The organism is Chlorogloeopsis sp. ULAP01 (assembly GCF_030381805.1).
In the GTDB taxonomy this organism is placed as follows: domain Bacteria; phylum Cyanobacteriota; class Cyanobacteriia; order Cyanobacteriales; family Nostocaceae; genus Chlorogloeopsis.
Genome location: NZ_JAUDRH010000020.1, coordinates 26,278 through 45,439, shown reverse-complemented (window position 1 = coordinate 45,439; position 19,162 = coordinate 26,278). Strand labels below are relative to the sequence as shown.

The window sequence follows — 19,162 nt, the reverse complement described above, 5'->3', positions numbered from 1 at the left end:
GTTTTTATGACAATCGCTAGCAGGCGTGCCGATCGCGTTCTACTTTACAACATCAGTTGGGAACAGTTTGAAAATCTCCTCAAAGATTTGGGAGAGCATCGTGCTGCAAGGATTGCTTACGATAACGGAACTTTGGAAATTATGACGCCTCTGCCTGAACATGAATATTACAAAGAAGTAATTAGCGACTTAACTAAAGATATTGCCCAAGAACTTGAACGGGACTACGAAAGCTATGGTTCTACCACTTGGAAACGAGAAAGCCGGATGGCAGGCTTAGAGCCTGATAACTGCTTTTATTTCCAGAATGTTGACGCGGTTCGAGGTAGGCTGGATGTAAATTTGACACAAGATCCACCGCCTGATTTAGCACTGGAAATAGATGTTACCAGCAAGTCTCTAAACCGCTTTCCGATTTATGCACGTTTGGGAGTACCGGAATTATGGTGTTACGATGTTGGGGAATTGAAAATATATCATCTCCAAGAGAGTGAATATATTGAGGCAGAAACAAGCTTAGTGTTTCCTAATTTACCAATTAAAGAACTACCGCAATTAATTGAGGAACATCGGATAGGTGGGAGACTAGCAATTCTGCGAGCGGTGCGACAGTGGGTGAGGGAAAAAGTAAGAGGGAATTAGGGGTGAAGCTGTTAGGGAAGTGTTGCCAACTACAATCACAAATCACCCAATCTTCTAAGAATTTTCACTACCGCTTTCAAATCTTCAACATCATAGATTTACGCAAAATTTGTGACTAGCAGGTTCCCGTTGAAACTCAATTAAATTCATGCCAGCTAGATTACAGGCTTTTCCCACCAGTATAATTGAGCTTCTGATATTTTTGTATCTAGTTTAAATAATCTAGTTTGTTAATTTGAATTTAGGCGATCGCAATATGATTAATTTAAACTTTAAAGCTTATAAAGCTAATAAATCCTAGCTTGACATCATTATAAATTGACAATTAAAAAATATAATTTTAAACTTGTGATTATCTCATAAAAATCTTCAAATATAAATAGGTACAGAGTGAAATATTATTAAAATTATTATGTAATAGTCAGTATTTAAAAGACTGTAGAGTGTATCTACTGCATTAGTTGTCAATGGAGCAAATATAATTTAATGAATAAGTTTGAAATCAATTTAGACTTCAGCAATGTAGATTTCAGTTCTCTAGAGACAGAGGAGGATTTTCAAACAGAGGCTAGAAAATTACTACCTCAAGCACTGGTAAAACTTGGCGAAAGTGTGGGTGAAAAAACGTGGGAGGAATTACACAAAAACTTGAAGCAAGGGGGAACTAAACTCAATTCTTCTCAAAGTGAGAAACGTAAGTTTATTCAAGAAACAGGCAGGAGTTACCAACGAAAGGCAAGTAACCGAGAAAGGCAAGAACTAGAAGCTTACATAATAGAGCAATTACACCAGCACAAGTAGCAGTGAGCCACTCTAAACTAAAGAAACCTTAGCTTCTACAAAATTGTTGAAGCTAACTGCTATACCCCATGAAACAGAAAAGCCAGAGTTAGCATTAACTACCTGCCCACCTTACTCTGTTGGAGTAGCGATCGCTTGGAGTGGAAATCGACAGAAAAACCGACTCCTGAAAATTCAGGAGTCGAGCAAAGTTCACAAAGCGGTAAAGGGTTTAACTACACAGCCTCAAATTTCCATTTGTGTCGATCAACGTTTTTTTGTCCATTGATCGACATTTGCACTGTTATCCTTGTTGCCACCATTTACCTGTAGAACCTTACCACTTTGTTTGCCGATGATGTAGAAATAGCCATCACCTGCATCTTCCAACTTCCATTTAGAGTTATCGTTATTTCCTTTGTCATACTGAATAACATTGATTCCTTCTTGTAAGTAAGGCTCAGAGGCAATCCAATTGGTATGCCATTTATGACTTAGGCTATCGGGAATTATTGCTACAAAAAGCCTTGGTGACTGGAGTTTGCTTTTTAGTACTACTGCCTGTCTGGAAAAAGAAAATCACAGTTGCTCCAAACCCACGTAGAATTTGAGTGCGCCATATTCCTGAGAGCATCGATTTGAACTATAATCCAGCCAAGCTGGCACTTTAGTTTCTACGCATTATCCTCTAAAATTCTTTTAGTCTTTTGCAGTACGTAGAGAATTGAGTACGTATATAAACTATCAGCCACAAGGAAGTAATATCACAAGCTTGCTACTGTTAGTTTCCTTCTCTAATTCTATCTACCCAAATTATAGTCATGCTGATTAATCAGAACACTAAAAACTCCAACTCTTCGTTGACTCGTTTGAAAATTATGAATAAAGTATTCCCTAAAATTGGGTTTTTACTGATTGTTATCGCCAATGCAAACCCAGTTTTCGCAGCATCGAAATACCAGAATGGATTACCATCAAATCAAAGATTAGACCATCAAGCAAACTCGCAAGAGATCATTGTTGCAGGATTATTCGATGAAATTCTCAAGACCGTTGATACAATAGACAGAACAAATGACAGAATGGAAAGACGGGAAAGATTAAGAACAGAGCAAGAACAAAGAGCGCGGGAAAGAAAAATAAGATTAGAGATGCAACAACGGGAACGTGAGCAAAGATTGCAGGAACGTCAAGCTCGTGAACAAGAAAGAAAAAGAAGACAAGAAGAATATGCAGCTGCTCGTAGACTTGCAACACAAAGACAAATTGAAGAAGTAGAAAGAAGAAGACAGTACTTTAACAGCCTCTCTCCAGAACAAAAACAAGCTTATATCCAACAGCAGCAAGCACTCAGAAAAAAGCAATTAGAAGCATCATTGTTTCTATTAAGATTATTTTTATCTAATGGTAGTAGCAGCAGTCCACAAGATCATAAACGAGACTATCACTATATAGATAATACTCCTACCCCTTCTTATAACCCTGCCTCTGAGCCAGTAAAACCTATCGATCCTTTTTACGGAACTTGCCATCATTATAGTTGTTAGGTAAGTATAGCCTTTTCTTGATTGGGCAGTTAGGAGATTAGGTTTACTTAACTCAATTTTACTTAAGAAAAGTCTCATCGCAACTGCCAAATTTGTGAAACAAATTCTAACCGTTGTCGGAGGAGTATTCTTTGCTACTGCACTCATGTCCCTAATTTTTGGAGGCATCAATTTCATTCAGACACTACAATGCTAATCAAGTCTGTGCTGTTGCCTTAACAACAAAATACATAATAAAGGCAGGTTTTGTCTGTGTAGACGTTCCTTTTGAGGTGTCGGCTACCTTTAACTAAACCGTATTGCTACATAATGGGAATGTTCTTTAGTTCAACAGAAATTATTTTGCTTTGGAGCCTCAAAATCAAATCATAGAGAAATTATTTGAGAATTGGTGGCATCTACTCCTATCTTTTGGAGTAGAGCAAGCTACTGCCGAAAAAGCTTTTACTCATCTAGTTACAGCCTACTCAAGTCAAGGTCGTTATTATCACACCCTAGAACACATCCATCATGTACTAAATACGATACAAACTTTACAAAACCAGGCTCAAGATTTGCCAGCAGTTCAATTTGCTGCCTGGTTTCATGATGTTATTTATGATGCTCAAGCAAAAAACAATGAACAGAACAGTACTATTTATGCTGTTGAAGTCTTAAAATCACTTACTATTTCCCCTCCTACAATTACCAAAGTCTCTACCCTGATTTTGCATACCAAACATCATCAAGCCGAATCAGATGATTTTGATACTCAGATATTGCTGGATGCGGATTTAGCGATTTTAGGTACTCACCCATTAAAGTATAATCAATACGCCCTGGCAATTCGTCAAGAATATGCTTGGTTACCAGATGCAATATATCTGGCAGGTAGAAAGAAGGTTTTGCAACAATTTCTGCAACGGCATCGGATTTACTTTACAGATTTGATGTTCGCAAATTCTGAATCTTCCGCTCGTCACAACCTGGAAGTAGAAATTCAGTTTATCGAGCAGATTTCATAATCAAGTCAATTATAGTATCAAGGATGCGATCGCCTTCCATCGATATGATGTCTTTGCCGTGCAACACGTCCTGAGTAATATGGAAATGAACTAACGATCCAACCAAAATTCTCGCGACAGCCTCTGGATCGGCAATTTTAAGTTCCGGATGAGAAGCTAGATATTGACTCAAAGTCTCAAATATCGGCTTTATCATGGCACGAACGCAAACTTTCGCTAACTCTGGAAAACGAGCCGATTCTCCAATTAGCACGCGCATCAATGCACAATGCTCTTGATCCTCGCGCATCTGCTCTAAAGCTTTGCTTCCTACTTGGCGCAGTACCTGAGATGGCTCTCCTTCTAAGGGTTCATTACCAAAGATAGAATGAAATTTTTTACGTGCTAGCCGCTCAATTAAAGCCTTAAATAGTCCTTCTTTATCTGTAAAGTGGCTGTAAACAGTAGCTTTAGAAACACCAGCTGTTGCTGCTACCCTATCCATACTTGTACCAGCAAAGCCATGCGTTAAAAATTCCTGCATCGCTCCTTGGAGAATTTGTTCAACTTTCTCAACCGAACTCTCACGTTCTATATCAGTTGTTTTTGCACGTACCATTTTTTACTGTTTCCTGCTACTTACCAACCTTTAGCACACTCCACACACTGTTTAATATCCCAGATGATTTAGAGAAAACCGTAGGATTTACGCAAAACTTATATTTAGAAGGTCGGCACTAATAAAGTTAACTTATTAAGGTCGTCATTGGTTATTAGTCATTAATTATTCCCCTTGTCTGTTCATCCCCCCTGCTCCTTCCTTGTTCACTATTAGGGAGAGACACGGACACGATATATATCGTGATATATCGTGCACCGTGTCGGGCTAAGAAAACTGCAAGGAACGAACTAAACTGTATGGTCTAGTTTTTTCTATTGTAGTACTTGTCAAACTAAACTAGTCGGTTTAGTCTAGTATTATTATAAAACTAAACAGTTTAGTTTAATAGCTGAGGGATGCCATGCTGCAACACTCCAAGTTAGAAGGTTCCTTTTCCCCAAAATCAATTTTTCGCCCCTCGATAGCGATCGCAACAATTGCAGTTTTGAGTGCAGTAGGAATTGGTGTGTATACAGTAAAGCAGTCTCGCAGTGCTGAACTGAAGGCGCAACAACAGTTAGTTCAACTACCACAAATCAAAACCGTGACAGCCTTGGGGCGACTTGAGCCAAAGGGAGAGGTGATTAAACTGTCTGCACCTACCTCAGCCGAAGGGAATCGAGTGGAGCAGCTACTGGTAAAAGAAGGAGATACGGTGAAGGCAGGGCAAGTAGTTGCAATTTTAGACAATCGTGATCGCCTCTCCTCAGCCCTAGATGAAGCCAAAGAAGCGGTGCAAGTAGCACAGGCAAATCTGCAAAAGGTTGAAGCTGGTGCCAAGCAGGGTGAAATTCAAGCCCAAAAAGCCGGGATTGCCCGCCTGCAAGTAGAACGAGGCACGGAAATAGCAGCCCAAAAAGCCACTATTGCTCGCCTCCAGGCAGAAAAAGACACGGAAATAGAGGCGCAAAAAGCAACTATTGCTCAGTTGCAAGCAGAACTAGATAACGCCCAAGCAGAATACCAACGCCATCAAACCCTGTATCAAGAAGGAGCGATTTCAGCATCATCACGGGATAGCAAGCGTTTAGTTTGGCAAACTACACAGCAACAGGTAAATCAAGCAAAAGCCAACCTCAGACGTATTCAAACATCCCGACAGCAACAGTTAAGCGAGGCGAAAGCCAACTTAGAGCGTATCCAAGCATCCCGACAACAACAAATTAAGGAAGGGGAAGCTACTTTAGATCAGATTGCCGAAGTGCGCCCTGTAGATGTGGCTGCTGCCCAAGCCGAAGTAAATCAAGCCATTGCTGCCACTAAAAGAGCACAGGCAAATCTGCAACAAGCTTACGTGCGATCGCCTCAAGATGGGCAAGTTTTCAAAATATATACCCGCCCAGGTGAATTAGTTTCCAACGACGGTATTGTCGAGATTGGGCAAAGCCAGCAGATGTATGCGGTAGTAGAAGTTTACCAAAGTGATGTCAATAAAGTACGTCCAGGGCAAAAAGTGCAGATAGATAGCGATTCTCTCCCAGGTAAATTATCCGGAACTGTGGAAAGAATTGGCTGGCAGATCCAGCGACAGAATGTGATCAACAGTGATCCTTCAAGCAATATAGATGCCAGAGTTGTGGAAGTTCACGTTCAACTAGACAATGCATCAAGTCAGAAAGCTGCCAAGTTCACCAATCTGCAAGTACAGGCAGCAATTGAAATTTAAAGACTTTTTTGACTTTATGTACAGACGACATTAATCACATTTCAACTTTTAACTTGGAGCGAAACAACAGTGATTGCATTTATTCAGCAACTACAACGACGCACACCACTGGGATGGCTACAACTGCGCCGCCACAGAAGCCGTTTTTTAGTGGCACTATCGGGTATTGCCTTTGCGGATATGCTGATGTTTATGCAAACGGGGTTTCAGAATGCTTTGTACAACAGTAACACTAGAGTGCATAGCAGCCTAGAGGCAGATATTGTCTTGATTAGTCCCCAGGCGCGGAACTTAGCCTATTTATCTACATTTACCCGGCGGCGGCTGTTCCAGGCAATGGATGTACCGGGTGTGAAATCAGCACAACCGATGTACATCAACACCGTTTCTTGGAAAAATCCCCAAACCCGTAAAGAAACAATGGTTTTGGTGATGGGGTTAAATCCCGACAAACCAGCTTTGAATTTACCAGAAGTTAATAGCCAATTGAATGCCATCAAGCTACCGGATACAGTGTTATTTGATCGCGGTTCTAGGGGAGATTACCAAGAAGCGATCGCTCAAATTGAAGCGGGAAAAACTGTTACTACCGAAATTGAACGACGAACCATTACTGTTAGCGGCTTATTTCAGGTAGGGGCTTCCTTTATTGCTGATGGCACCTTGATTACCAGCGATCAGAACTTTTTACGACTATTTCCCAGGCGAGAAGCAACTAGCGTCAACTTGGGGTTAATTCAAATTGAGCCAGGCTATGACTCGAACCAAGTCAAAACAGCTTTAAAAAGTTATCTTCAGAATGAAAAAGATGTTCAAGTCTTAACTAAAGAAGAATTTATTAACTTTGAAAAGCATTATTGGCAGACAAACACCGCCATCGGTTTTATTTTTAGCTTGGGTGTATCGATGGGGTTTATGGTGGGAGTAATTATTGTTTATCAAGTTCTTTCCACCGATGTTAATGCCCATATGAAAGAATATGCTACTTTCCGAGCGATGGGCTACCAAAATCGTTACTTATTAAGTGTGGTATTTGAAGAGGCCATTATTATGGCAATTTTAGGGTTTATACCTGGATTTACTGTTTCTTTGGGGCTATACACCTTAACAAGAAATGCTACTAATTTGCCACTATATATGACTTTAGGGCGAGCATTGATCGTGCAGTTACTCACTGTAGTTATGTGTATGATTTCTGGAGCTATTGCTACTCGTAAAGTTCTAGAAGCCGATCCGGCAGATATGTTTTAAAAAATGATTAACAGTGCAATTAACTATTAACAATTAACTAATTAATATGGAACCTGCGATCGCTATCCAAAATCTCAATCACTATTTTGGTAAAGGACAACTCCGCAAACAAGTACTATTTGGTATCACCCTGGAGATTAACGCTGGGGAAATTGTGATCATGACAGGGCCTTCTGGTTCTGGTAAAACTACACTACTAACCTTAGTGGGCGGTTTGCGCTCTGCTCAAGAAGGTAGTTTGCGGGTATTGGGAAAAGAACTTTGTGGAGCCAATGACAAACAATTAACACTCGCAAGACGCAGTCACGGCTATATCTTCCAAGCTCATAACTTGCATGGCAGTTTGACAGCACTACAAAACGTCAAGATGGGCTTAGAACTGCACCATAGTCTTTCCCCGCAAGAAATGTATACCAAGGCGGCTGAAATGCTGGAGATGGTAGGATTGGAGAATCGTCTTCATTATTACCCAGATGACTTGTCAGGAGGGCAAAAACAACGGGTTGCGATCGCCCGTGCATTGGTAAGTCATCCCAAAATAGTGCTTGCAGATGAACCTACCGCCGCATTGGATAGTAAATCAGGACGAGATGTCGTAAACTTAATGCAAACACTGGCAAAAGAGCAAAGTTGTACGATTCTTTTAGTCACCCATGATAACCGGATTTTAGATATTGCCGATCGCATTGTGTATATGGAAGACGGCAAGCTAGCGAATGCACCTGTTGCTGCTAGTGTTGGATAGAACAAGTGAAGAAGTCATTTTAAAACACAACTAGATCCCCAATCCTGTTTGGAGCAAATTTTGCAGAGATGTTGCTTCATAGCCAAGCCATAATCCATACTTAGCTGTCAATTGTTAACGTAACTTTTTGTGGCAGTTTTTCAAACTTTTCCCCTCATATTTGCTCGCTGTGTCACACTGGGAGGTGAGAGTTAATTCGGCGACCACGTTTGTTTTTAGTATTGACAGGCTTTTTCCTTTTGGTATTTACAGACTTTTCTCCGAAATCTAAATCTCTACACTCTTATGATTTTGGAGAAAATCTATGTCAGTTTATGTAGGCAATCTTTCTTATGAAGTAACGGAAGATAATTTAAATGCTGTTTTTGCAGAATATGGTTCTGTAAAGCGTGTTCAGCTCCCCGTTGATCGTGAAACAGGTCGTGTGCGCGGCTTTGGATTTGTAGAAATGGGTACAGATGCTGAAGAAAACGCTGCTATTGAAGCTCTTAATGGTGCTGAGTGGATGGGACGCGATCTCAAAGTAAATAAGGCTAGACCTAGAGAAGATAGAGGTTCCTTTGGTGGTAATCGGGGAAACAACAGCTACCGTAATCGCTACTAAGATTTGCTTCATAGATCTAGGTGTTTAAGCTAACCTATTAGCCCAGCAAGTTAATTGGATTTTATAGCGGCTCAGGCATTAATGCTTGAGCTTTTTTATACTAAATTTCGACTAGACGACAAAAACTTACAGCAAATTTCATTTGTTTGAATCACAACTTTTTGTAGGGTAGGTAGCGTGTTTTTGGTGGTTACACGCTAGATGAAGGCAGGTAGGTGACAAAATAGCTGTAAGCTTTAGAAGTAAAAACCCATTCTCTGAAATTTTTCATGTCAGATTCATCTCCTCCCGTCCAACCTGCTGTTCTAATCACTATTATTACTGAAACAGTACTACAAGACCGTATAGTCAAGCTGTTGAAAAGCCATCATGTCAGTGGTTATACCATTAATCAAGTGCAGGGAGAGGGCAGCCACGGAAAACGCATGGGAGACATAGCAGGCTATAACACTAATATTGAAATTAAGACTATTGTTTCATTAGAAGTATCTAATGCTATCCTTTCAGGGCTAAAAGAGGTGCAGGGCAAGCACGCTTTGATTGCTTTCCGACACAATGTAGAAGCCTTTTTTTGAAGCGCAATCTACTACGAACACCATTTTACATAAAATTTTGCATTCCATTAGAGCGATCGCCCCTAATGCAAAGTGTAGATGCTTTGGCAACAGAGGCTTTCCAATCAGGCGATCGCTTACTGGGAAATGAGTGATTGTGAGATTTTTTCGTAATTAGCTGTTTTGAAACATCGGTGTGCTGAGGTAACGTTCCCCAAAGGAAGGCTGAATCATCACAATTAAGCGATCGGCATTTTCTGGACGTTTTGCTATTTGTATAGCTGCGCACAAGTTTGCGCCCGAAGATATACCAGATAATAAACCTTCTTCCTTTGCCAAACGCCGCCCAAATATCATTGCCTCTTCGTCGCTGACTTTTATCACTTCATCAATTAAATCTGTGCGCAGAACTTCCGGCACAAATCCGGCACCAATACCTTGAATTTTATGCGCTCCTGCTTGACCACCAGATAAAACAGGACTATTTTTTGGTTCGACTGCGATCGCCTGGAAATTAGGTTTACGTGATTTGATAACTTCAGCGATGCCAGTAATCGTTCCTCCAGTTCCTACCCCAGCTACAACAATATCTACTTTCCCATCTGTATCCACCCAAATTTCTAGGGCAGTGGTTTCTCTGTGAACTTTTGGATTTGCTGGATTGCGGAATTGTTGCAGCATATACGCATTAGGAGTACTAGCCACAATTTCTTCGGCTTTACGAATTGCTCCTTGCATTCCCTCAGCCTGGGGTGTTAATTCCAAGGCTGCGCCATAAGCTCTCAACATTGCTCGTCTTTCCAAGCTCATGGTTTCAGGCATAGTCAAAATCAAACGATAGCCACGTACCGCCGCTACCATTGCCAGCCCAATTCCCGTATTGCCAGATGTCGGCTCGACTAAAATGCTTTTTGCTGGCTCAATTAACCCTGCTGCTTCTGCCGCCTGTACCATGCTTATAGCAATACGATCTTTTACCGAAGCGGCTGGATTCATGCCTTCCAACTTGACAACAATTCTACCCACACATCCTTCGGCTTGAGGAATTTTATTTAATTGAACTAAAGGAGTTCGTCCAATTAGTTCGCTGATGTCATGAGCGATGCGCATTAATTAACTCCTAAATTACTGCTAGATAGGATACAGAATAAAAAATTAGTAATCTCCCTTTCCCAATAATCCCAATAATTTAGTATCTAATCCCTACTTTTTCTGTTGTCTATTTAATTTGACAATATGAAATATTTCTCTTTTATTAGAGGCTCTTTTGAAGTGCTGTTTATACATTATTAATTTGACTGATTCACTAAATATTGTAAAAACTTATTACATTGTTTACTAAAAACTTTAACAATATCTTTAAGTTTATTATTAGCTGATCTGAGTTTGACATTATAGGATATTTTTATATTTTTATTGTTTCTATAATCTACATTCACTTTGTAATAGTTTGTTGACTATACAAACTTTCTCCATAAAATAAAATACATTTTTTTCCAAATTATTTTTACTAGAGTCAAAACTTGAGAAAAGCCTCATTTCTCGCTTCTTATAGTTTCTAATGAGTACATCAATGCCAGCACCCTACCTCAAAAATAAGGGTACCCACACCCCTAAAATACTAGTACCCATACCCCAAAAAATTTTTTGAATGTAGACAAGATGGAAATTACAGGTTTTGAGTACAAGCTTAATTAATTTAATAATTCTTGATCCAGGGATGAAAAACTATTCCCTTTTGAGGTGGCTGCTATAAAACCTATAGGATTTACGCAGAGATTCCCCTCTATCCCCCCTGCAAAGGGGGGACTTCTTAAGCCCCCACAACTACAAGATAAGATTAAAGGCTTTAAAGGCGTAAGTTCAGTTCTCAAGTTCTAGCTTTATTATCAATGGAGAGGAATTTTGTTAATAATGTGTGTATCAAAAGTTCGTCTCCTACACGAAAAGATGCTATCTGAGTACACAATGGCTTAACTTCTGGGTGTGCATACCTGAATTAAGATTTCTGAGGCATAGCCTACAGATGTAAGCAAACTTACATTAATTCTAAAAGAGACTATCTGACAGGGTGCATACTGCCGAGTTCAGGAGAGCCAACATGAAATTAAAAATTTTAAAGTTTTTGACAGTTAGTTTGTTAACATTAATAGTGCTTTCTCCAGAGCTAGTAGTATTAAGCGTGGTTTGGGAGCAACATATGCAGCTAGTAGAAACACAAAATTTCATGTGTGAAAAGAATCCTAGCATTGCTTCTAGTCAAAACGCTCCCGCAATGATTTTTCAACAAGAACGTAAAAAATCTACTCAAGATTTAGTTGGTATTAAAATATTTGATACCAACTTATTAAAATCACAATTATTTCTTATTCAATTATATAAATATAAAATTATCAGTTTCTTTAAATGGTTTTTTTTACTGTTCCCTATTTGTCTAGGCATATTAATTTTTTTATATGACAGGTACTTGGTTTATCGCGCTACAGTTTTTCAACGACAAGTAGATATACTAGAGAAATTGTGGCATGAAAGTATTGAACAATAGTTTATTTGCAAGAAAAAATGACACTAACAGAAGAACGCCAGAATCAATATTTTGAATTGATTGATAAATTACTCAAATGTCCTAATGGGGAAGAACCAGAAATTTTGGAAGCCCAACCAGAGTTAATTGATGCAGGTTTAATACAAACAATACTACAAGTGGCAACTGTATTTGCACATCAAGGTAATGAAGAAGGAGCAAAATTTTTAATTCATATTGCTCGTGAATTATCTAAAGAATTGGGTTTGTATCCTGAAGTTCCAAATAAGGAGTAAAAAATAGGAGTAACAATGCTACTGACCGCAACTGATGCAGGACGAATTGCTTTAGAATTTATCTTAGCTGAGTGGAATATCTTAGAAGAAGATAGGGAGTGGTTTGTAATTATTAGCTCTCGTCTTGTTGGTCAGAGTTGGTACATTGTAGAATTGGCTATAGAAGGCTTTCCTGATCGATGGTATGTCCAAGTCTACGATACAGGAGAGTGCGATCCAAATTATACATTTCTCTCACCTATTTCTGGCTCAGAAGGATATATAGACCTGACAAATATTCCACATCTAGTCGCAGAAGTTTTAGTATCAGAGCGCAATTCTCGATAAGTAAAATTTATAGTCTCATCTTAAAATTCACAATTTGTGTTTGCTCAAAAACATTCCTGAAAATTGTGAATTTTATTTTATAAATATAAAAGTAGATAATTATAGAAAATCTTATACTTGCTTTTTTTAAGCATAATCACTTCAGATATTACTGCCCTATAGATAGATTCCTGAGGCTTTGAATTTATATCCATAATTTTATAGTATTTGAGTACTTTAAAAACTAAAATAAATACAAATATATAAGTATAAAAATGGCAAAGTTTGTTTTTAATTGACAATTCACTTTTCCAATTTTCAAGAATTATTTAATGAATTTAGCTCTTTTTTGCTAAAATTAAAATATATAAATAAATGGTTTTTTCCGTCCAAAAAGTCAGCTTTGTATGACAAATTTATGCTATATTTAAATATGTAATCAACCCTACAAAATTTAGATTTTGTCATGATTAGAGAAGATATCTTGGCAAAAGAATTCATCAGGGTCGTCGGTAAATATTACCCAAAAATTGGAGAATTATTGGATGGCTGTCATGTAAAAGTCATCACTAATTATTGGGGACGACCTCCTAAGCGCTTGCGATACATAGGAATTTATTGTTCTGATGAAATGATGCCCCATGTGCAAGCTCATAAAGAAGTACTACGAGAATTAGCAGACAATATGGGGTTAGTTCAGGTAGTCTTCTTAAATGCCTCGCGATTGTTGCGCGATCCAATGTCGAAGATTAAGCAGGCAGATCCACGCTTGTGGTTAGATTTGCACTGGGTTGCAACATAAGAACATAAGGCGATCGCAATGAGAACCGGACTATTTTGCAATTACGAAAATCATCATCAAGATGCTCGTCGCGCCATTCAAGAACAAGTCGCCCTCGTAAAACACGTGGAAAGCTTGGGTTTTGATGAGGCGTGGGTGACGGAACAACATTTCAATGAATCCAATCTCAGTCCATCAATCTTAGTATTGATGGCACACCTAGCGGGCGTAACTTCAACGATCCGGTTAGGCTCGGCGGCGGTATTGCTGGCTTTTCACAACCCGATTCGAGTTGCAGAAGACATTGCTACACTCGATCATCTGTGTGGTGGGCGACTTGCCTTCGGGATAGCCAAAGGAGGGCCTTTTCCCGAACACAACAAGCATTTTGCCATACCCATGAGTGAATCTCGTGCCAAAACCTTAGAGGCGATGGCATTGATTCATAAGCTGTTGTATGAAACTGACGTATCGTTTGACGGGAAATACTATCATTGCGATCGCGTCACCATTTTCCCCAAACCCTTGCAGAAAAACATACCTGTGTATGTAGCAAGCGGTGATGAACAGGGCATAGCCTTTGCTGCCCAACATTCGTTTGGTTTAATGGGAGGGCCACCATTTTCACTGGAGAGATTGAAAAATACTGTTGCTAAGTATCGGACAATTAATTCTAGTGATTCGGAAAAATTAATGTTGGCACGCTTCTTTTTCGTTGCTAAAACTTATGAAGAAGCCGTGAGCGAGGCTTTGCCCTTCATCTGCAAATTCAGCCAAAAAATGAAAGCTAATGCTGCTGTGGTGATGCAAAATAACGGTAATCAACAACAAAAACCGTTTGACCGCAACAACATTTGTTTTGATGAGGACTATCTAATTGAAAATTCAATAATTGGTGATGTAGCAACTTGTCGCGACAAAATCAAACTCTTTCAGGATGAACTAAATTTAGATGCACTAGCACTTAAACCCTCATCTTTGAATGTGCAAAAAAATCTGGAAAGTTTGACACGCTACAACCAAGAAATCCGGAATTATGTCTGAAATGGTTAATTATTAATGGTTAATAGCTAATGGCTAATTAAAATGAACAAGTACCAATTAGCAATTAATAAATCTTGTAGAAAGTGCTGGTATTATGAATAAACCCTTCTTACATCCAGATGATAGACCACCAACTGAGGTGACGCAACAGGATAGAATGCTACATCTGGAACTAGAGCAATCTATTGGTTCATGCTTTTATCAAGCGTGCGATCGCATTACGCAAGTACTGTTGTCTCAATGTCAGTGGTATCTAATTACAGATGCTAACAGCATGAAATTAGTAATCGACTGTCCCGACATAGTAACTTATTGGCACATCGTCAACAATATTACCCAGATTGGAACGAAGCTAGAAAAGTATAGTAGTGACGCAAAAATCCGCGTTTATCCGCCATCTGGTAAAGGAATGCCATTTGAAATCAGCGTCAATGAAATTTCGGCTTATCGAGATTGGCTGTAACTTAACCTGTTTTGCTCTTAACTTGCTAAGTCTTGTTTTCAAACGTTACAACTTTTATTAAATTTTGCATTGCTCTCAAGATTAACCCAGCGTTGTTTCCCCCGCTAATTGAGTCTACCGCGATCGCCGGACGGCTGAAATCAGAAATTGCCGCTCGCGTGGGACTACCTGTGGTTGCAGGCGGAGGCGACAATGCGGCAGCAGCGATTGGTTTGGGCATTTCATCGAGCAATCTTAACCGGGGCAGTTTGAGTATTGGCACCTCAGGAGTTATCTTTGCACCCTACGATCGCCCAATTCCCGATTCAGAAGGGCGGGTGCATTTGTTCTGTCATGTGGATGGCGGGTATCATCTCTTGGGAGTGACACTGGCAGCTAGCGGTTCGCTGTGTTGGTACCGAGATACATTTGCACCAAATATTCCTTACACCAATTTGATGAATATGGCAGAAAGTTCACTACCTGGTGCTCGTGGTGTGCTATTTTTGCCCCACCTCTCAGGAGAACGCAGTCCTTACCTCGATCCTGATACTCGCGGTGCCTTTGTGAATCTGTCATTAGCTCATACGCAGGCAGATAGTAAGTCGTGCTGTTTTGGAGGGCGTTGCATTTAGTTTGCGGCAAGTATTGGAGATAATTAGTGCGATCGCTCCTGATCACCAACGTTAGCAACAGGTGGAGGCGCAAGATCCACCATCTGGTTACCAATTTTGGCAGATATTTTGCAAATAGAACTTATTGCTCCCAAAGCCGAAGAAGGAGCCGCTTACGGAGCAGCAATTTTAGCAATGGTGGGGGTTGGTGCATATCCCAATTTAGAAGCTGCATTCAAGATGTTGCCACAGGATCGCAATGTAGTACAGCCGCAAGAAAACTCTGTGTATGAAGCAGGGTTTAAGCGATTTAAGTTATTATATGATGCGCTTCAAGCTGTTCGTTAATATATAAAGTTTATTTCACCGCGTTTTTGTAAAGGGCAATCGCTGAGATGAAGTCTTGAATTCCATTTTGATTATTAAAGTACTATCTTCTATCGTAGATTACGACCGACAAAATAAATTTCGGATATATCGATCAATTCCTAGTTTTAGCGAATATTTATAATATTTATTAGTCAAACAGGATGAACTTTTTGTCGAACGCTATAGCAAGCAAACTCAAGGTTCGGGTTTTCAGCCTAGAGCGATCGCAATATCCGTACTATTATCAAAAAAGAATTCACAAGGGAAGAGTTAGAGAAGGAAATAAAGAAGGTGGGGAAGAATTTACTTCAATCACTTCCTCACCTCCCTGTCCCCGTGTTATGTTTATTTCCCGTTCCCTGTTCTCTAATCCCTATTATCATAATGTCTATTCTTAAAGAAACTAATAATGCCTTAATTGTGGGTGCAAGCCAAGGTATTGGTTTGGGTTTTGTAAAAAAATTACTGCAATTGGACAATATCGCCCGTATTTATGCAACCTATCGCCATCAGGAGTCGGCTTCTGAGTTAATTGCACTCATGGATGAGCATCCCGAGAGATTAGTTTGCTTGTCAGTCGATATTACAGATGAAGTGCAAATATCAAAATGTGTAGAACAACTGCGTGCAGAGATAGATAAATTACATCTGGTAATTAACTGCGTGGGAATACTGCATGAAGGGACGTTGCAACCAGAAAAAAGCCTCAGACAAATTAATTCCGAACAGTTAGTACGCTATTTCCAGGTTAATAGTATTGGTGCTGTGCTGCTTGCCAAACACCTATTGCCATTATTTCGACATAACGATAAAAGCATTTTTGCTAGTATTTCTGCCAAAGTCGGCAGTATTGGCGATAACCAACTTGGTGGATGGTACGGTTATCGTGCCTCCAAAGCTGCACTAAATATGTTTATGCGAAACGTAGCGATAGAATATGGCAGAACGAGTCCAAAGACAATAGTTGTCACATTGCATCCTGGTACAACTGATACACGTCTTTCTCAACCTTTTCAAAAAAATGTACCTGCCGAAAAATTATTTTCCGTAGAACGTACAGTTAGCCAATTACTTACTGTGATAGAAAAGCTACAGTCAGATGATAGCGGGCAGTTTTTTTCTTGGAATGGTAGTCGCTTACCGTGGTAAATTACTTAACTTTATAGAAACGTAGGGGCGATCGCTTCCTTATCGTTAACTTCCATTAAAAAAATCTATGGCTCGGTGACAACTGGAACTAACTGGAAATTTTTAATTTTAGAAGGAACTACTGTTTATATTGATGCAATTGAATACTACATCAAAGAAGTTGATAAAATTTTAGGAATATTACTGCAACCTTTTCAGCCTACTTTGACTCCTGTTTAAGTAGAAGGCAGATGGTAAAGGGCAGATGGCAGAAGACACGAGCGGTTTGTCGGAGACATCGCTTGTCCAATTAACTCGCTAATTTGCGCTGCATTCTCGGAGAAATTACGCGTAGCAGCATTGCAGAAACGAGCGAAATTACCAACGGCAAATATATAAACATTGACTGGGAAATTCTCAGACTAAATTCCAGTGTAAAACCAAGCCAAAAATAGTACATTCCCGCAGTATGCAAAATCTTCCAAGCACGTTGACTTAATAAAGCTGCCGGACGCTCGAACGATGTTACAGTCATAGCTACAAGGAAGATATAACCCAAGATTCCCAAAGGATCAAATTTTGGGTGAGCGCCAGAAGTGACAAACCATAATCCAGTCCAAGCGATCGCATGATAAGTATGGGAGAGTGCAAACGATAATCCCAAATAGCGGCGATTTTTTAAAAGCCATGTGCTGATTGGGCTTAACCAAATTCTTCGCAACGCAGAACCAACAAAAGCACAGAGAAATAAAATACATGATGTTCTAGCAGTTGCTCGTATCGCCATCCGCATACCTTGTTCGTCAATACCATGCATAAGCCAGATTGCAGCAACCATCGTACCAATTGCCAACGCAGACAAACCAACGATCCGCCATCCCTGTATACTTCTCATGCTTTGCTATCCTTTGAGTAAATTGCTCATAGGTACAAAGTTTAGCGATCGCCTTTTGCTCCAGTCTTGTCTATTCTTCCGAAAAATGTTCTAATCTTCTGCAAATTTCAAGCTAGACAGTCAAGTGATAAAACACACAACAAGCGAATGAAAACTGTCTTTCCTTCTGCCTCTTTGCAGTCGCACTCGACGCGCTTAACCCACGCGCTGCTCTCTACCTTCTGCCTTTTTCAAAACAGCTTTCTATATGCCTTGGGTGTAGTTTTGGTTAGTTGACGAAATACTCTTGTAAAATGGCTTTGATTTTGAAAACCCACTTGTTGGCAAATTTCTACAAGCGTCAAATCTTGCTTGAGCAATAACTGCTTTGCTCTGTCTATTCGGCATTTCATCACGTACTGATGTGGAGACAACCCTGTAGATTGTTTGAATAAACTAGCAAAATAATGCGGACTCATGTGAACTATGCCACTCAATTGTGCCAAATTTAAATCTTGCTCTAGATTTTCATTTATATAACCAAGCACTTCTCGGAGTTTATATTTCGGCAATCCACCCGAATAGTTTATTATCTGTTGTTGCTGTGACGAGTATCGCCTCACTAAATGGGCAGAAAGTGCTGTTACCATTGACTCTAAATAAAGCCGACAGCCTGTATCTCCTGCTTCTAACTCTGCTTTTAGTGCTAGCCCCAGATGTTGAATTAATGGATCGCATAACTGCCACTGCGGTACAAGCTCGACTTGCTCTACATCCACAGATTCAGAAGCTACACGCGTCAACATCGCAGGTTCAACAAATAATTCTAGTAATGGAACTTCCCGATCAAGTTTGCTTCTGGGAAAAAGTTCAGTGGCTGGGAAAATAGCTATTTCACCCTGAGCATAATCTACATCCTGCCAACGTCCATTCAGCATATAGCTAGCCCGAAAATCATCTAAAGCAATCACGATAAAATGCTGCCCTAAGTAAGTTGCAGGCATTTCGTCATTAGCAGGTTCCAACTCACAGATGAGGTGCAAGCCATCACATCCCGCCTCTAACAAGTGTAAATGTTGGGGAGGTTCATTTTTAGACACGGTTGGCATCAACTTTGAGTGACTGATTTTAATTTATCAGCTGCGATCGCCTAACTCAAAATCCCTGCTAAATCAAGCACAAATCCAGGTAAAATATCATCTCCTGACAAACTGCGCATATAAGCGATCGCCTATAAAGCTACACACCCACGACATGGTATGCTTTGGTTTCAACAAGCGAACCAAAATCAGGGTAAATATAAATAGTCGATTTGAAAGCAAAAATCATCCATAAAACCCGCCTCTACAAA

General features: G+C 39.8%; 25 protein-coding genes and 1 pseudogene. 21 read left to right on the top strand and 5 right to left on the bottom strand.

Annotated elements, in window-relative coordinates; all coding sequences use genetic code 11:
• Positions 1-6 precede the first annotated feature (6 nt).
• From QUB80_RS31465 to QUB80_RS31455, 3 genes are all read left to right on the top strand, one after another.
• On the top strand, positions 7-642 hold the full coding sequence (locus QUB80_RS31465; protein ID WP_289793390.1) for a Uma2 family endonuclease: 636 nt from the start codon (positions 7-9) through the stop codon (positions 640-642).
• A 486-nt stretch (positions 643-1,128) separates the two neighbouring features.
• Positions 1,129-1,443 carry a hypothetical protein gene (locus tag QUB80_RS31460; RefSeq protein ID WP_289793389.1) on the top strand — a complete coding sequence of 105 codons (315 nt, stop codon included), beginning with the start codon at positions 1,129-1,131 and terminating at the stop codon, positions 1,441-1,443.
• Between the two features lie 43 nt (positions 1,444-1,486).
• Positions 1,487-1,711 (top strand): hypothetical protein, encoded by a 225-nt coding sequence (locus QUB80_RS31455; protein WP_289793388.1) that lies wholly within the window; start codon positions 1,487-1,489, stop codon positions 1,709-1,711.
• Here the strand turns inward: QUB80_RS31455 and QUB80_RS35100 are convergent.
• On the bottom strand, positions 1,690-1,812 hold the full coding sequence (locus QUB80_RS35100; RefSeq protein ID WP_353962238.1) for an RICIN domain-containing protein: 123 nt from the start codon (positions 1,810-1,812) through the stop codon (positions 1,690-1,692). The two genes, QUB80_RS31455 and QUB80_RS35100, sit on opposite strands and share 22 nt — an antisense overlap.
• Before the next feature lie 431 nt (positions 1,813-2,243).
• Between QUB80_RS35100 and QUB80_RS31450 the strand changes: the two genes are divergently transcribed.
• Both QUB80_RS31450 and QUB80_RS31445 read left to right on the top strand, forming a co-directional pair.
• Positions 2,244-2,969, top strand: coding sequence for a hypothetical protein (locus QUB80_RS31450; protein ID WP_289793387.1), 726 nt, complete (start codon positions 2,244-2,246; stop codon positions 2,967-2,969).
• A gap of 347 nt (positions 2,970-3,316) precedes the next feature.
• Positions 3,317-3,973, top strand: a complete 657-nt coding sequence (locus QUB80_RS31445; RefSeq protein ID WP_289793386.1) for an HD domain-containing protein — start codon at positions 3,317-3,319, stop codon at positions 3,971-3,973.
• Here the strand turns inward: QUB80_RS31445 and QUB80_RS31440 are convergent.
• Complete coding sequence (locus QUB80_RS31440; RefSeq protein ID WP_289793385.1) at positions 3,954-4,571, bottom strand: TetR/AcrR family transcriptional regulator; 618 nt, start codon at positions 4,569-4,571, stop codon at positions 3,954-3,956. The two genes, QUB80_RS31445 and QUB80_RS31440, sit on opposite strands and share 20 nt — an antisense overlap.
• A gap of 403 nt (positions 4,572-4,974) precedes the next feature.
• On the opposite strand from QUB80_RS31440, the gene QUB80_RS31435 reads away from it, so the two are divergent.
• The 6 genes from QUB80_RS31435 to QUB80_RS31410 all read left to right on the top strand — a co-directional run bounded on the left by QUB80_RS31435 (position 4,975) and on the right by QUB80_RS31410 (position 9,588).
• On the top strand, positions 4,975-6,279 hold the full coding sequence (locus QUB80_RS31435; RefSeq protein ID WP_289793384.1) for an ABC exporter membrane fusion protein: 1,305 nt from the start codon (positions 4,975-4,977) through the stop codon (positions 6,277-6,279).
• A 69-nt stretch (positions 6,280-6,348) separates the two neighbouring features.
• Positions 6,349-7,530 (top strand): ABC transporter permease DevC, encoded by a 1,182-nt coding sequence (gene devC, locus QUB80_RS31430; RefSeq protein WP_289793383.1) that lies wholly within the window; start codon positions 6,349-6,351, stop codon positions 7,528-7,530.
• A gap of 46 nt (positions 7,531-7,576) precedes the next feature.
• On the top strand, positions 7,577-8,275 hold the full coding sequence (locus QUB80_RS31425; protein ID WP_289793382.1) for a DevA family ABC transporter ATP-binding protein: 699 nt from the start codon (positions 7,577-7,579) through the stop codon (positions 8,273-8,275).
• Between the two features lie 304 nt (positions 8,276-8,579).
• Positions 8,580-8,879, top strand: coding sequence for an RNA-binding regulator (gene rbp, locus QUB80_RS31420; protein ID WP_289793381.1), 300 nt, complete (start codon positions 8,580-8,582; stop codon positions 8,877-8,879).
• A gap of 269 nt (positions 8,880-9,148) precedes the next feature.
• Positions 9,149-9,454 carry a P-II family nitrogen regulator gene (locus tag QUB80_RS31415; protein WP_289793380.1) on the top strand — a complete coding sequence of 102 codons (306 nt, stop codon included), beginning with the start codon at positions 9,149-9,151 and terminating at the stop codon, positions 9,452-9,454.
• Complete coding sequence (locus QUB80_RS31410) at positions 9,451-9,588, top strand: hypothetical protein (RefSeq protein ID WP_289793379.1); 138 nt, start codon at positions 9,451-9,453, stop codon at positions 9,586-9,588. The genes QUB80_RS31415 and QUB80_RS31410 overlap by 4 nt, the downstream gene beginning before the upstream one ends.
• Positions 9,589-9,607: 19 nt before the next feature.
• Here the strand turns inward: QUB80_RS31410 and cysK are convergent, their stop codons facing one another.
• Entirely contained in the window at positions 9,608-10,543 is a 936-nt protein-coding gene (cysK, locus tag QUB80_RS31405) for a cysteine synthase A (RefSeq protein WP_289793378.1), read from the bottom strand.
• Positions 10,544-11,534: 991 nt separating this feature from the next.
• Here cysK and QUB80_RS31400 point away from each other — a divergent pair.
• The 10 genes and pseudogenes from QUB80_RS31400 (at position 11,535) to QUB80_RS31350 (ending at position 17,177) form a co-directional block, all read left to right on the top strand.
• Positions 11,535-11,978, top strand: a complete 444-nt coding sequence (locus tag QUB80_RS31400) for a hypothetical protein (protein WP_289793377.1) — start codon at positions 11,535-11,537, stop codon at positions 11,976-11,978.
• Positions 11,979-11,995: 17 nt separating this feature from the next.
• The gene (locus tag QUB80_RS31395; protein ID WP_289793376.1) at positions 11,996-12,253 is read left to right on the top strand and encodes a hypothetical protein; all 258 of its coding nucleotides are present in this window, start codon (positions 11,996-11,998) and stop codon (positions 12,251-12,253) included.
• 15 nt (positions 12,254-12,268) lie between these two features.
• Positions 12,269-12,580: a hypothetical protein gene (locus QUB80_RS31390; protein ID WP_289793375.1), complete on the top strand. Its 312-nt coding sequence runs from the start codon at positions 12,269-12,271 to the stop codon at positions 12,578-12,580.
• A gap of 445 nt (positions 12,581-13,025) precedes the next feature.
• On the top strand, positions 13,026-13,361 hold the full coding sequence (locus QUB80_RS31385; protein ID WP_289793374.1) for a hypothetical protein: 336 nt from the start codon (positions 13,026-13,028) through the stop codon (positions 13,359-13,361).
• Between the two features lie 18 nt (positions 13,362-13,379).
• Positions 13,380-14,384, top strand: coding sequence for an LLM class flavin-dependent oxidoreductase (locus tag QUB80_RS31380; RefSeq protein ID WP_289793373.1), 1,005 nt, complete (start codon positions 13,380-13,382; stop codon positions 14,382-14,384).
• Positions 14,385-14,478: 94 nt separating this feature from the next.
• Positions 14,479-14,847 (top strand): hypothetical protein, encoded by a 369-nt coding sequence (locus QUB80_RS31375; protein WP_289793372.1) that lies wholly within the window; start codon positions 14,479-14,481, stop codon positions 14,845-14,847.
• A 32-nt stretch (positions 14,848-14,879) separates the two neighbouring features.
• A pseudogene (locus QUB80_RS31370) lies at positions 14,880-15,788 on the top strand (FGGY-family carbohydrate kinase).
• A gap of 191 nt (positions 15,789-15,979) precedes the next feature.
• Positions 15,980-16,207: a hypothetical protein gene (locus QUB80_RS31360; protein ID WP_289793371.1), complete on the top strand. Its 228-nt coding sequence runs from the start codon at positions 15,980-15,982 to the stop codon at positions 16,205-16,207.
• Positions 16,194-16,958: an SDR family NAD(P)-dependent oxidoreductase gene (locus QUB80_RS31355; protein ID WP_289793370.1), complete on the top strand. Its 765-nt coding sequence runs from the start codon at positions 16,194-16,196 to the stop codon at positions 16,956-16,958. Before QUB80_RS31360 ends, QUB80_RS31355 begins: the two co-directional genes overlap by 14 nt.
• Before the next feature lie 75 nt (positions 16,959-17,033).
• A complete protein-coding gene (locus QUB80_RS31350) occupies positions 17,034-17,177 on the top strand; it encodes a hypothetical protein (protein WP_289793369.1) in 144 nt (47 codons plus the stop codon).
• A gap of 70 nt (positions 17,178-17,247) precedes the next feature.
• Here the strand turns inward: QUB80_RS31350 and QUB80_RS31345 are convergent, their stop codons facing one another.
• Both QUB80_RS31345 and QUB80_RS31340 read right to left on the bottom strand, forming a co-directional pair.
• Entirely contained in the window at positions 17,248-17,832 is a 585-nt protein-coding gene (locus QUB80_RS31345; RefSeq protein ID WP_289793368.1) for a ferric reductase-like transmembrane domain-containing protein, read from the bottom strand.
• 230 nt (positions 17,833-18,062) lie between these two features.
• Positions 18,063-18,920, bottom strand: coding sequence for a helix-turn-helix domain-containing protein (locus QUB80_RS31340; protein WP_289793367.1), 858 nt, complete (start codon positions 18,918-18,920; stop codon positions 18,063-18,065).
• Positions 18,921-19,162: the final 242 nt, after the last annotated feature.